Annotated in this window: 13 protein-coding genes and 2 pseudogenes; 7 read left to right on the forward strand and 8 right to left on the reverse strand. The window is 67.7% G+C overall.

Features of this window, described 5'->3' with window-relative positions; genetic code table 11:
- Nucleotides 1–108 (forward strand): annotated as a pseudogene (locus tag FGL98_RS20870) (IS5-like element ISMt1 family transposase); the annotation flags it as partial.
- Nucleotides 109–118: 10 nt separating this feature from the next.
- Here the strand turns inward: FGL98_RS20870 and FGL98_RS20875 are convergent.
- Entirely contained in the window at nt 119–2,068 is a 1,950-nt protein-coding gene (locus FGL98_RS20875) for a M13 family metallopeptidase (RefSeq protein ID WP_146320138.1), read from the reverse strand.
- 79 nt (nt 2,069–2,147) lie between these two features.
- Nucleotides 2,148–3,077, reverse strand: a complete 930-nt coding sequence (locus tag FGL98_RS20880; RefSeq protein ID WP_146320140.1) for a hydroxymethylglutaryl-CoA lyase — start codon at nt 3,075–3,077, stop codon at nt 2,148–2,150.
- A 92-nt stretch (nt 3,078–3,169) separates the two neighbouring features.
- On the opposite strand from FGL98_RS20880, the gene FGL98_RS20885 reads away from it, so the two are divergent.
- Nucleotides 3,170–4,825 carry a DNA repair helicase XPB gene (locus tag FGL98_RS20885; RefSeq protein WP_146320142.1) on the forward strand — a complete coding sequence of 552 codons (1,656 nt, stop codon included), beginning with the start codon at nt 3,170–3,172 and terminating at the stop codon, nt 4,823–4,825.
- Nucleotides 4,826–4,922: 97 nt separating this feature from the next.
- Here FGL98_RS20885 and FGL98_RS26520 read toward each other — a convergent pair.
- Nucleotides 4,923–5,514, reverse strand: a pseudogene (locus FGL98_RS26520) (solute carrier family 23 protein); the annotation flags it as partial.
- Between the two features lie 57 nt (nt 5,515–5,571).
- On the opposite strand from FGL98_RS26520, the gene FGL98_RS20895 reads away from it, so the two are divergent.
- Both FGL98_RS20895 and zwf read left to right on the forward strand, forming a co-directional pair.
- Nucleotides 5,572–5,823 carry a DUF2530 domain-containing protein gene (locus FGL98_RS20895; protein ID WP_246136678.1) on the forward strand — a complete coding sequence of 84 codons (252 nt, stop codon included), beginning with the start codon at nt 5,572–5,574 and terminating at the stop codon, nt 5,821–5,823.
- 74 nt (nt 5,824–5,897) lie between these two features.
- Nucleotides 5,898–7,343 carry a glucose-6-phosphate dehydrogenase gene (gene zwf / locus FGL98_RS20900; RefSeq protein ID WP_146320145.1) on the forward strand — a complete coding sequence of 482 codons (1,446 nt, stop codon included), beginning with the start codon at nt 5,898–5,900 and terminating at the stop codon, nt 7,341–7,343.
- 59 nt (nt 7,344–7,402) lie between these two features.
- Here zwf and FGL98_RS20905 read toward each other — a convergent pair whose 3' ends face one another.
- From FGL98_RS20905 to FGL98_RS20925, 5 genes are all read right to left on the reverse strand, one after another.
- A complete protein-coding gene (locus tag FGL98_RS20905; protein WP_146320147.1) occupies nt 7,403–8,200 on the reverse strand; it encodes a DUF3027 domain-containing protein in 798 nt (265 codons plus the stop codon).
- A gap of 1 nt (nt 8,201) precedes the next feature.
- Entirely contained in the window at nt 8,202–8,585 is a 384-nt protein-coding gene (locus tag FGL98_RS20910; protein ID WP_146320149.1) for a cold-shock protein, read from the reverse strand.
- A gap of 41 nt (nt 8,586–8,626) precedes the next feature.
- The gene (locus tag FGL98_RS20915) at nt 8,627–9,259 is read right to left on the reverse strand and encodes an HAD family hydrolase (RefSeq protein WP_146320151.1); all 633 of its coding nucleotides are present in this window, start codon (nt 9,257–9,259) and stop codon (nt 8,627–8,629) included.
- A 41-nt stretch (nt 9,260–9,300) separates the two neighbouring features.
- Nucleotides 9,301–9,996, reverse strand: coding sequence for a hypothetical protein (locus FGL98_RS20920; RefSeq protein WP_146320153.1), 696 nt, complete (start codon nt 9,994–9,996; stop codon nt 9,301–9,303).
- A gap of 71 nt (nt 9,997–10,067) precedes the next feature.
- A complete protein-coding gene (locus FGL98_RS20925) occupies nt 10,068–10,298 on the reverse strand; it encodes a hypothetical protein (protein WP_146320155.1) in 231 nt (76 codons plus the stop codon).
- A gap of 28 nt (nt 10,299–10,326) precedes the next feature.
- Here FGL98_RS20925 and FGL98_RS26835 point away from each other — a divergent pair, with 28 nt between their 5' ends.
- From FGL98_RS26835 to FGL98_RS20940, 3 genes are read left to right on the forward strand one after another with little or no spacing between them, the layout of a single operon-like run.
- Nucleotides 10,327–11,316, forward strand: coding sequence for a DUF222 domain-containing protein (locus FGL98_RS26835; protein WP_146320157.1), 990 nt, complete (start codon nt 10,327–10,329; stop codon nt 11,314–11,316).
- Entirely contained in the window at nt 11,313–11,855 is a 543-nt protein-coding gene (locus FGL98_RS27245) for a DUF222 domain-containing protein (RefSeq protein ID WP_186526292.1), read from the forward strand. Before FGL98_RS26835 ends, FGL98_RS27245 begins: the two co-directional genes overlap by 4 nt.
- A gap of 23 nt (nt 11,856–11,878) precedes the next feature.
- Nucleotides 11,879–12,112: a hypothetical protein gene (locus tag FGL98_RS20940; protein ID WP_146320159.1), complete on the forward strand. Its 234-nt coding sequence runs from the start codon at nt 11,879–11,881 to the stop codon at nt 12,110–12,112.
- Nucleotides 12,113–12,287: the final 175 nt, after the last annotated feature.

Genomic DNA, 12,287 nt, shown 5'->3' on the forward strand with positions numbered 1-12,287 from the left:
CGGCTCAAGCAGTGGCGCGGCATCGCCACCCGGTACGACAAGCACGCCCGCACCTTCCTCGGCGGCGTGCTGCTGGCCGCGACCATCATCCACATCAAAACCCATTAGGAGACAGGCTCTAGAAGATCCGGACCTGCTCCTGCGGCGACAGATACATTCCGTCGCCGGCCTCGACATCAAACGCCTCGTGGTATTCCCGCAGATTGCGAGCCACGTTGGCGCGGCAGTCCATCGGGGCATGGGGGTCTATCGCAAGTAGGCGGACGGCCTCGGCCTCACGTGCCTTGCCGCACCACACCTGCGCCCAGCCTAGGAAGAACCGCTGCTCACCGGTGAACCCGTCGAGCACCGGGGACGGGTGCTGCTGGCTGGCGATCTGAAAGGCCATGTGCCCGATGGTGAGTCCACCGAGGTCGCCGATGTTCTCCCCGACCGTCAGCCCGCCATTGACGCTGTGACCAGGAGCATCCGCCGGCTCCAGCGCGTCGAACTGCGCCACCAGCGCCTTCGCCCGCTCGTCGAACCGTTCGCGGTCCTCCTGCGTCCACCAGTCGGTGAGCGTGCCGTCACCGTCATAGCGCGAACCCTGGTCGTCGAATCCGTGACCGATCTCGTGCCCGATGACCGCTCCGATCCCGCCGTAGTTGACCGCGTCGTCCGCGTCGACGTCGAAAAACGGCGGCTGCAGGATGGCCGCGGGGAAGACGATCTCGTTCATCATCGGGTGGTAGTAGGCGTTGACGGTCTGCGGCGTTATCAGCCACTCGGTGCGATCGATGGGCTCTCCGACCTTGGCCAGCTCCCGTGTCATCTCGAACCTGGCGGCCCGCTCCACGTTGCCGACCAGGTCGTCCGCATCGATCTCGAGGGTGCCGTAGTCCCGCCACTTGTCCGGATAGCCGATCTTCGGGGTGAACTTCGCCAGCTTGTCGAGGGCTCGGGCTCGCGTCTCCGCGCTCATCCACTCCAGCGTCTGGAAGTCGCGCCGATAGGCCTCCACCAGGTTGGCGACCAGCTCCGCCATCCGTTCCTTGGCGCGCGGCGGGAAGTGCTGGGCGACGTAGAGCTCACCGGCGGCCTCACCGAGAGCACCTTCGACCAGTTCTACCCCACGCTTCCACCGCTCCTTCAGCTGTGGGGTGCCGCTCAGAACCCGCCCGTTGAAGTCAAAGCTCTCGTCGACCAGGGCGGCATGCAGATAGGGCGCCTGGGCGCTCACCAGGCGCCACGACAACCAGGCCTTCCAGGAGGCCATCGGAAGGTCTCGCAGCGCGTCCGACAAGCCTTGCAGGAAGCTCGGCTCGCGCACCACAACGTGGTCCAGGCCGCCGTGCGGAGCGTTCAGCCCATGGGCCCACGCTGTCCAGTCGAAGTGGGGTGCGAGGTCGGAGAGGGCGGCGAACTCGAACTTGTTATAGGTCTTGACCGCGTCCCGTGTCGCGACGACGTTCCAGTGCGCAGAGGCGATTCGGGTGTCGACCTCCATCACCTGGGGGGCCAGCTCCGCGGCGTCGCGCACACCTGCCAGGCTCAGCATCCGCTCGATGTGGGCGACGTACTGGTCCCGGATCTCCGCATACTTGTCCTCACGGTAGTACGACTCGTTCGGGAGCCCGAGGCCCTCCTGCTCCACGTAGACGATGTACTGCTCGGTGTCCTTGGCATCGGCGGTGACGTAGGGCGCCACGGCGCACGGCACTCCGAGCCGGGTCAGCCGGCCCATCTCCTTGACCAACGATGACAGCTCGAGGACGGCCCGGATGGACCGCAGATCGGCGGCCAGTGGAGCGGCCCCGAGGGCCTCGATCTTGGCGGTGTCCATGAACGACGCGTAGAGGTCGCCGACCTTGCGGGACGGGCTGCCCTTCGGCGAAACGCTCGCGGCGGCATCCTCGACGATCGCCCGCACACTGGACTCGGCTTCTTCGCGGAGCCGGTCGAAGGAGCCGTAGCGCGCTCGGTCCTCGGGGATCTTCGATTCCTTGACCCAGACGTTGTTGACGTAGCCGAAGAGGTCATCCTGCGGACGCACGCTCTCGTCGAACGTCGCTGTGATGCCGGACTTCATGAACTTGCCTCTCAGAGTGGTCGGGTGTCCATTCTCAAATCTACGGCCTGCAGACCTACCGGGTTGATACCCACGCCGGTCAACAGGCGAGCGCCTTCACGACCCGCGACGGTGACGGGCGGCCGAGCTGCTGCGCCATCCACATGCTGATCTGGACCAACTGGTCCAGATCGACCCCGGTCTCGATGCCCAGGCCCTTGCACGTCCAGACGAGGTCCTCGGTCGCCAGGTTGCCCGTCGCGCTCTTGGCATAGGGGCATCCCCCTAGCCCGCCGGTCGAGGCATCCACCACAGTCACGCCTCCGCGCAACGCCGTGACGGTGTTGGCCAGCGCCTGACCGTAGGTGTCGTGGAAGTGGACTCCGATGCGCTCGATGCCGATGCCATTGTCGGCCAGCCGCGTCAGCAGCGCGAGCACATGCCCGGGTGTCGCCACCCCGATCGTGTCGCCGATGCTCAGCTGATCGCAGCCCAGGTCCATCATCCGCGCCGCGACGTCGACGACTTGGTCGACCGGCACCGGGCCTTCCCATGGGTCGCCGAAGCACATCGACACGTAGGCACGCACCCACAGGCCGGCGTCGCGCGCCCGCCGGACGACCGGCTCGAACATCGCGATCGACTCGTTGACGCTGCGGTTCAGGTTCTTGCGAGCGAAGGTCTCGGTGGCCGACCCGAAGATGGCAATGGCTCCGACGCCTTGGGCCAGCGCCCCGTCGAGCCCACGCTCGTTCGGCACGAGGACGGGTCGTTGCGGCCCACGGCCCAGCTCACCGAGCTCGCCGAGCAGGTCAGCCGCGTCGGCAAGCTGTGGGATCCACGACGGCGGCACGAACGACGTCGTCTCGATCGTGTCGAGGCCGGCAGCCGCAAGCCGACGAATGAACTCCGCCTTGACCTGGGTGGGCACGACCGACTTCTCGTTCTGCAGCCCGTCACGCGGCCCGACCTCATAGATCGTGATGCGGTCCGGCATTTCGCCCAGTGGCTCGACCTGCGGTAGTCCCATGGGCCCATCGTGCCATCGCGCGCAGAGGCGTCGGGAAGAGGATGACGGCTGCGGTCGTTACTCTCAGAGGTCGACCACGAAGTAGGTGAGAGATGACGGACGGACCGTTGATCGTCCAGAGCGACAAGACGGTGCTGCTGGAGGTGGAGCACTCACAGTCCCAGGAAGCACGTCGAGCGATAGCACCGTTCGCCGAGCTGGAACGGGCCCCGGAGCACATGCACACCTATCGGGTCACTCCGCTCGGTCTGTGGAACGCGCGCGCCGCCGGGCACGACGCGGAGCAGGTGGTCGACGCGCTGGTGCGCTACAGCCGCTACCCCGTGCCGAACGCGCTGCTGATCGACATCGCCGAGACGATGGACCGCTACGGTCGGCTGCGGCTGGCCAAGCGCGAGATCGACGGTGAGCAACGCCTGGTCCTCAGCTCCACCGACAAGCCGATCCTCGAAGAGGTCCTGCGGCACAAGAAGATCAAGCCGATGGTCGGGGAGCGGATCGATGACGAGTCGGTGCTTGTCCACCCGTCCGAGCGTGGCGCGATCAAGCAGCAGCTGATCAAGGTGGGCTGGCCCGCCGAGGACGAAGCCGGCTACGTCGACGGTGAGGCACACGACATCTCGCTCGACACCAGCGGATGGAGCCTGCGCCCCTACCAGGAGCACGCGGTCGAAGGCTTCTGGCACGGTGGATCCGGCGTGGTCGTCCTGCCGTGCGGGGCCGGCAAGACGCTTGTCGGAGCCGCCGCCATGGCCCAGGCCAAGGCGACGACACTGATCCTGGTCACCAACACCGTGTCGGCGCGCCAGTGGCGCGACGAGCTGCTGAAGCGCACGTCGCTGACCGACGAGGAGATCGGCGAATACAGCGGCGCCCGCAAGGAGATCCGCCCGGTGACCATCGCCACCTACCAGGTGCTCACGCACCGGCGAAAGGGCGTATACACCCATCTCGAGCTGCTGGATGCGCGCGACTGGGGCCTGGTGATCTACGACGAGGTGCACCTGCTGCCGGCGCCGATCTTCCGGATGACCGCCGACCTGCAGGCGCGCCGGCGGCTCGGACTGACGGCCACCCTGGTCCGCGAGGACGGACGCGAGTCGGACGTCTTCAGCCTGATCGGCCCGAAGCGGTTCGACGCACCGTGGAAGGACATCGAGACCCAGGGCTACATCGCACCGGCGGACTGCGTCGAGGTGCGGGTCACCCTTCCCGACACGGACCGCTTGGCCTACGCGACAACCGAGCCGGAGGATCGCTACCGCTTCGCGTCCTGCGCGGCGGTCAAGGACCCGGTCGTGGACCAGATCGTCGCACAGCACCGCGATGAACCGACGCTGGTGATCGGCCAGTATCTCGACCAGCTCGAGACCCTCGCGGGCCGGTTGAACGCCGACCTGATCACCGGCGAGACCACAGTGACTGTCCGGCAGCAGCTCTACGAGAAGTTCCGCACCGGCGAGATCTCCCTGCTGGTGGTCAGCAAGGTCGCGAACTTCTCCATCGACCTGCCGGAGGCCACCGTCGCCATCCAGGTGTCGGGGACCTTCGGCTCACGCCAGGAGGAGGCCCAGCGCCTCGGACGGGTGCTGCGCCCCAAGGGTGACGGTCGCACCGCGCACTTCTACACCGTGGTCACCCGCGACACCGTGGATGCGGACTTCGCGGCGCATCGGCAGCGCTTCCTCGCCGAGCAGGGCTACGCCTACCGCATCATCGACGCCGACGACCTGACACCGACCGCCTGAGGTTCCACGACAACGAGTGCGGTGGTCGCGGTACCAGTACCTGCCGGAACCACTGCAGTCGCGCCGGTTGAGCGGTCGCCAGCTGACTCCGAAGATCGCGCTGCATCATCAGGAACCCGACGAACGCGAGCGCCGGGGTCGCGGCCTCATACGGCACGACCTCCATCAGAGGCGCCAGGAACGTCGTCAGCAGGAACAGGACCCCGGTGACGATCGAGGCCGGGCCAGTCCGCGCGCCCTCGTCGACACCTGCCGCCGACTCGATGAAGCCGGTGTTGGAGCTGACCCCACCGGCGCCGCCGGCCGCAGCGGCGATCGAGTCGACGACCAGGATCTGCTGGGCGCCCTCGGGCGTGCCCTCCTCGTCCAGCAGGCCGCGCTCGCCGCCGATGGCGACCATCGTCCCCATCGTGTCGAAGAAGTCCGCGAGGACGAGCGAGAAGACGATCAGGATGGCGCCGATGCTGTGGATCGACCCGAACAGGTCGACGCGCGACCAGACCGAAGTCCGGTGTGGCCACGATCGACTTCGGCAGCGTGGGCACGACCAGCCCCATCGCCTCCCTCCAGCTCCCCCCCGGAAGCGCCGCGATGGAGTAGGCGACGAAGGCGTTGAGGCCCAGACCCGCAGCGATCGCCAGCGCATAGTTCGCGGACACTCCCATGGCTATCGACATGACACCGGTGACCGCCCCGCCGCGGACACTAAGGGATGGGCCGTGACCGCGAGCGGATACGCTCGGGGTGTGAGCCAGGGTTCGAACATCGATGAGTGGCACGACCCGGTGCGTCCACAACCGGTGAAGGTGGACGTCAACCACCTCATCCTGACCGGCACGCTGCTGTGGGTCGTGGCGCTGGTGGTGCTGCTGGCCGTGCCGAGCCTGCATCAGGACGGACGCGGCTGGTGGCCCTGGGTGCCCGTCTTCGGAGTGGTCCTGGGCGTCGTCGCCTGGCTCTATGTCCGCCGCGGCCGCGGTAACGCCACTGCCGCGTGAGGCCCCCCGTCCGTCGTTGAGGCGGGCGGGAGCAGGTACTTCCCATGGAGGCCGATTCACGAAAGGGTGAGCGCATGGCTGAGCGATATACGACCGTTGTCCTCTTTGGTGCCACCGGAGATCTGGCCAGACGCAAGCTACTGCCGGGGCTGCTGCACCTGTTCGACAGTGAACTGCTGGGCAACCTGCGCGTCATCGGGACATCGCTGGACGACTTCACCAAGGACACCTTCGTCGAGTTCGCCGCGCAGGCGATCGACGAGTTCTCCACGCACGACCGCAACAGCGCGAGATGGCAGGACTTCTCCAAGCGCCTGGACTTCGTGCCGGGCAGCGCCGGACCGGAGGCGCTGAAGAAGGCGGTGGCCGCGGCCGAGGCGATGATGCCCGACTCCGACTCCGAAGGGCGTCCACCACAGCGCCTGCACTACCTCAGCGTGCCACCGAACGCCGCGCTCAGCGTCATCCAGGACCTGCGCAAAGCCGACCTGGTCGAGCGTAGCCGGATCATCATGGAGAAGCCGTTCGGCACGGACCTGGCGAGCGCAGGTGCCCTGAACAGCTCCGTGCACGAGGTCTTCTCGGAGGAGCAGGTCTTCCGCATCGACCACTTCCTCGGCAAGGAAGCGGCCCTCAACATCCTTGCGTTCCGGTTTGCGAACGGCCTCTTCGAGCCGATCTGGCACCGCAACTTCATCGACCACGTCCAGATCGACGTGCCCGAGACCCTCGGACTGTCGGACCGCGCGTCGTTCTATGAGGGCACCGGCGCCTACCGCGACATGGTGGTGACCCACCTCTTCCAGGTCCTCGCCTTCACGGCGATGGAGCCGCCGACTGCACTGGAGCCACGCTCGATCACCGAGGAGAAGAACAAGGTCTTCCGCTCGATGGAACCGATCGAGCCGACTGATGTGGTGCGCGGTCAGTATCAGGGCTACCGGAGCGAACCAGGCGTGAGCCCGGAGTCGGAGACCGAGACCTTCATCGCCCTCAAGTGCTTCATCGACAACTGGCGCTGGGCGGGGGTGCCGTTCTATCTGCGGACCGGCAAGCGGATGGCCGAGGGTCAGCGGATCATCTCGATCGCCTTCAAGGAACCGCCGAAGTCGATGTTCCCCAGTGGTTCCGGCGTGGGACAGAACGGTCCGGACCACCTGACGTTCGATCTCGCGGACAAGTCCAAGATGTCGCTGTCGTTCTACGGCAAGCGGCCGGGCACCGGCTTCCACCTGGACAAGCTGTCGATGCAGTTCGACCTGCAGGAAGTCGACTGGGCCGGCTCGGCGCTCGAAGCCTACGAGCGCCTGATCTATGACGCCGTGCAGGACGACCACACGCTGTTCACGGCCGCAGAGGGCATCGAGCGGGTATGGGAGATCTCCCAGGCCTTGCTCGACAACCCGCAGCCGGTGCGGCCCTACTCCCCCGGCACCTGGGGGCCGAACCAGGTCCACCAGCTCATCGCGCCACACGCCTGGCGGCTGCCGTTCGAGCGTCGCTGGCGCGACAAGCGCTGAGCCGGGCCGTCAACGGTAGGCAGAACGCGTCAGATCTGATGCGTCTGCCTACCGTTGGGTCAGGCCTGGTCGTCGGCCTCGGCCGCGTTCTTGTGGTCATCGACCGGCAGCACGTCGACGGCGAGGTCGTCGAGGACCGGGGCTGCGACGTGCTCCGACTTCGGCGGCTCGACGTCGAGCTCGCTGTGCGCGCCACATCCATGGTCCAGTGACACGACACTGCCGTCGCTCGGCGACCACTCGTTGGCGCAGACTCCGAAGACCTGGCGCAGCACACCCGGCATCGGCAGGTAGTAGCCGCAGGTCTGACAGGTCTTGGCGGCCTGCGCCGCCACAGCGGCGCTCGGTCCGTGCTCGCCGTCGTACCACCGCTGCGCCGCTTGCTCGCGACCCTCGGCCGACAGGACGCGCGTACGGCCCAGCCCCAGCTCGAAGAACGCCAGCTGGTCGACGTCCTCGTCGCCGGTCGCCTCGAACCCCTGCTCCAGCAGCGGGTCGTCGTCGAGGTAGGGCGTGATGTCGCCGGCGCCGATATCCCCCGGAGCCAGCCGCTGCGCATACGGCAGCCACTCCGGAGCGAGCACGGCGTCGTCACCAGGCAGCAGGTTGGCCTCACAGACGGTGACCGCCTTGGCGCGCGGTGCCCGCGCCAGCGAGATACTCCAGAGCCACCCCACGTAGCCCTTGCTGGTGCACTGGAAGTAGTGCATGGCCAGGCGCTCGCCGACCATTTCGGCCGCAACGTGGTCGCCGACGGTGCCCGGCTCAGCGATCGAGACGGCCGCCTCGCGAGCCAGGTCGACCGCATCCACGAGGGCCTTGTCGGCCTTGGGCCTGGCGGCAGCCTTCGTCGGCATGTCAGACCTCGAGATCGTCTGCGACGGCGCGCAGCACTGCTGAGATCTTCGTGGCCTGCCGGTGATCCGGGTAGCGGCCGCGGCGCAGCCCGTTGCTGACCCCGTCGAGGAGCTTGATGACGTCCTCGACGATGACCGTCATCTCGTCCGCCGGCTTGCGGTGTCGAGCGGCAAGCGACGGCGCCGGATCGAGGAGGCGCACGCTGAGGGCCTGCGCCCCACGGCGCCCCTCGGCCACGCTGTACTCCAGCCGTGTCCCGCTCTTGAGCGCGGTTGTGCCTGCGGGCAGCGCGCTGGAGGGCAGGAAGACGTCCTGCCCGTCATCGCCTGAGACGAATCCGAAACCCTTGTCGGAGTCGAAGAACTTGACCTTGCCGGATGGCACGTTTCACCTACTTGCTCAAAGTATGTTGATCCGGCGCAAGACTAACGCGTTTGGCGCGCTCTCCCGAACTCGTCGAGCCGGGCCACCAGTTGTGGTAAGCCCTCGAGCACCTCGTCGGCGCCCGCAGCACGCAACGTCGCGTCGTCGTGCGGTCCGGTCAGCACGCCAATGCCCATGATTTCCGCGGTCCGAGCCGCACGCATGTCCCCCGCGTGATCGCCGACGTACATGGTGGCGTCGTGCTCGCGCAGAGTCACCGCCTTCTGCTCGGCGAACCGGTCCCCGGACACGACATCCGGGCGTAGCCCCACATGCTCCAGCACGACCCGCACGGCGTGCGCATTCTTGGCGCTGACGACCATCACCCGCCCGCCGCGCTCGTGGATGGCCCGCACGACATCGTGGGCGCCGGGCAGCGCGGTCGTCGGCTCGATCGCCAGCCGCAGGTATGCCGCGCGGTAGTCGTCCGCGGCCTGCTGCACTTGGTCTTCGGGCAGGAAGCCGCCCAGGTTGTCTTCGAGCGGTGCACCGACCAGCGGCCACAACTGCTCCGCCGTGACCGTCACGCCGCGTCGGCCGAGGGTGTGCTGCATACACCGGACGATGCCCACTCGGGAGTCGACCAGGGTCATGTCCAGGTCGAAACCGACCACGAGTTCGTGGGACTGCGTCATCTATGGGGGTCCTCTCAACTGGCTGCGAACTGTGGTGCTGCTCAGAACTTCGGCTCGGATGGCTGATCGGGTCCAGGCGGTGGATCCTGCTGGCCCTGGGGCGGGTAGGGGTCGTAACCGGGCCCGCCACCCGAATACGCGGGCGCGCCCTGCAGATCGAACTCGCGCATCGCGCGGTTCGACCGGGTGATCCGCACGATGCCGACGATCAGCAGCACCAGGCCGATCAGCCCGACGAGGATGGCGACACCGACGCCGATGCCGATGGGCAGCAGGATCTTGCGCAGCAGATGGTTCGCGACGTCGGCGTCGAGCACCATCGCCGGGTGGCTTCCGCAGGTGATGGTGTAGGCGTCGTCCTTGGGGGCGGTGAAGTGGCCGGCCCCGGCGTACTCGGCGCCATCGCGGGTGATGTGCACGTTGCTCGTCCCCGTGACGTCGACGGCGCTGCCCGTGCTGTCGGTGACCCGGCAGGTCCCGGAAGCCGGGCGGCTACCCGCCGAGTCCGAGACGCCGTTGCCGTTGGAGCTGCGGCCGACATACGAGAAAAGCATCACTTCCCGGCCCGCGGTGAGCTGTCGGGAGTGCCCGGAGGCGACCACCGGTGCGCCGGTGATGTTGCCGATGCCGTCCTTGACTCCGATGAGGATGCCGATGACGGCAGCAGCCGGCGCCAGCATGACGAGCATCAGGGCGCCGATGACCGTCATCGCCACTCCGCGACGCCGTGGTCTCATCTGCACTCATCTCCTCATGGCGTGCGGTGGGTGGGTGCTCAACTCGGGCAAGGACTAGCGTCGATCATCGCCTACCGCCATCCGGTGCCGGGCGGCGGCCGCTGTCCGGACTGGCCGGCGCGCCCCGCGCCATGCTGCTGGGCCTGCCACGCGGCATACTGCTGCCCCTCCCAGGCACGGATCGCCCTCTTCGAGGCCCAGCGTGACGACACACCTCGGCGGACATGTAGTGCTCCAGCGACGGCCGCCCAGTTGGCGCCGATGACCCAGCCCGGCTGTTGTGCGATCTGCGATCTTGACACATGTGTTCGATAGGGCGTATGACCGAGTATGAGTGGTGGGGAAGTCTTCAAGAGGGCAGCGCGGGAGGCGTTGGATGCCAGGGTGTGCCCGATCGATCTGTCGGAGTATCGGTCCTCGGCGGGTGCGGGAGTGTTGGCCGGCCCGGGGTGCAGTGGCGCCGGCGAGGGGGACGCGGTGGCGCCGGGGGTTGGCCTGGAGGCGGCCGAACAGGTGACGCACCTTGCCCCGGCGGTGATGAGGGTCGCGCGGGCGGCCTACCAGTTGGGTGATGGGCAGCTGACCGGCACGATGGGTGACCTCCTGCTGGTAGCGGATAGCGCGGAGCGGGCGCAGGTGTTCGTCCTCGCGGATGCGATCACCCGGGGTGTGGTCGACGCGTCGGATGCGGGGTCTCCGGTGCAGTGGTTGACGGATATGGCGCCCTGTCTGGAGCCGGGTCAGGCGTCCCGGGTGGCGCGGGTCGCGCGGATCATCACGGATCCGGCCAACGCGTGCCTGCGGGGGATCCTGGTGGCGGGTCGGGTCACGGTGCGTGGCGTGCACGCCAGCGTGCGGGAGGCCAGGCGGGTGCGCCTGGTGTTGCCGGACGCGTCGTGGGAACAGCTGCTCGGGTATTACCTGGTGTTGGCGGACCACTGCCCGACGGGCGTGTTGCGGGACTTGTCGAAGGAGATCATCGCCGCCTACGGCGGGGACCAGGCCCCCACCGATGAGGTGGCGGCCCGCAAACACGAGTCGCTGTCCTGGGTCGAGTTGCCCGGAGGGATGACCCGGGTGAGAGCGGACTTGTCACCCGGTGATGCGGCGGTGTTCGCGCACGCGATCGAAGCGCTGGCGAAACCGCGGCCGGGCACCACCAGTGACGGAGATGTGGTGCCGGAGGACGCGCTGGCTCTGGATGGGAAGCCGGCTCGCACGCACGGGGTGGATCAGCGGTCGCCGGGTAAGCGCCGCGCGGACGCCCTGGGTGGGGGTACCGCCCGCACGCAGCGAAGCGACGCGGGGGAGAGATCGTGAATGCCGCGGAGCGGGCCACCGAATCCGACGGGGGCCGCGCGTCGGTGAAGGCCACGATCACCATCCCGTTATCGGTGCTGATCGGGTCGCTGGTCAACGCGGGGCACGCGGTCACCGCCCTGGGGCAGATCATTGACGCGGGCACGGCGCGGGCGTTGGCCTGTAGCGCCCGGTTGGTGCCGATGGTGATCGGCACTCAGTCGCAACCGTTGGACATCGGCCGAGCCACGAGGTGTTTCCACCCGGCGCCACGCCAGGCGATCGTCAACCGAGACCGCGAATGCACGTTCCCGGGAGTGGGGTACCGCCCGCACGGAGCGCAGCGAGGCGGGGGAGATCGGCGACACCGAGGTCGTGTGGGACCTGGTACCCGGAAGGATGCCCACCCAACCGTTACCCCCGGACGACCCGCTGACCCACCGACCAGGCGCACCACCGGACCACGCGCAAACCGCCTGACCCTCCCAGGGGAGAGGTGCGCCCACAACCCGGGCATCAAGCCAAGACCCGACGTGTCAAGAGGTTTCGATACGAGCTGAGCGGCTGGGCGGCAGAGACGACTGTGATCCTGGCACACCTTGCGGCGTGGACGACCTTGCCGCCCGAGGGTCGCACGCACCATCAGCCACCCCAGCTGTGCCGACGGCACGGCATACGGATCCTGGTCCAGCCGCACGAGGTCGGCAAGGTGATGCCCCACAGCGACCCGGGGCTCGGCACCGGCCAGTTCGATCGGAGCGCGATGCGCAACCCGACACTGGTTACGTCGGCGAACATCCGAGCCACTTGTCGATGAACTCTGACGTCACTCTCAACGTCCATCCGTTTGCGCGCGATCATGTCAGTACGCCACCAATCTTGTTCGTCCGGCGATAGATGCATCACCGTTGATGGGCTGGCAATCGGCGCGGCGCTCGAGCATCCGATGAAGACGCCCTCCTGCCTTCAGCCGACTCTCGCCACTGACGATC

The sequence above is a fragment of the Leekyejoonella antrihumi genome, assembly GCF_007845645.1.
Lineage (GTDB): Bacteria > Actinomycetota > Actinomycetes > Actinomycetales > Dermatophilaceae > Leekyejoonella > Leekyejoonella antrihumi.

Coding starts and splice junctions, on each gene's coding strand:
- FGL98_RS20885 (WP_146320142.1), top strand. CDS start 3,170: ATGACGGACGGACCGTTGATCGTCCAGAGCGACAAGACGGTGCTGCTG.
- FGL98_RS20915 (WP_146320151.1), bottom strand. CDS start 9,259: ATGACGCAGTCCCACGAACTCGTGGTCGGTTTCGACCTGGACATGACC.
- FGL98_RS20880 (WP_146320140.1), bottom strand. CDS start 3,077: ATGGGACTACCGCAGGTCGAGCCACTGGGCGAAATGCCGGACCGCATC.
- FGL98_RS20920 (WP_146320153.1), bottom strand. CDS start 9,996: ATGAGACCACGGCGTCGCGGAGTGGCGATGACGGTCATCGGCGCCCTG.
- FGL98_RS20905 (WP_146320147.1), bottom strand. CDS start 8,200: ATGCCGACGAAGGCTGCCGCCAGGCCCAAGGCCGACAAGGCCCTCGTG.
- zwf (WP_146320145.1), top strand. CDS start 5,898: ATGGCTGAGCGATATACGACCGTTGTCCTCTTTGGTGCCACCGGAGAT.
- FGL98_RS26835 (WP_146320157.1), top strand. CDS start 10,327: ATGAGTGGTGGGGAAGTCTTCAAGAGGGCAGCGCGGGAGGCGTTGGAT.
- FGL98_RS20875 (WP_146320138.1), bottom strand. CDS start 2,068: ATGAAGTCCGGCATCACAGCGACGTTCGACGAGAGCGTGCGTCCGCAG.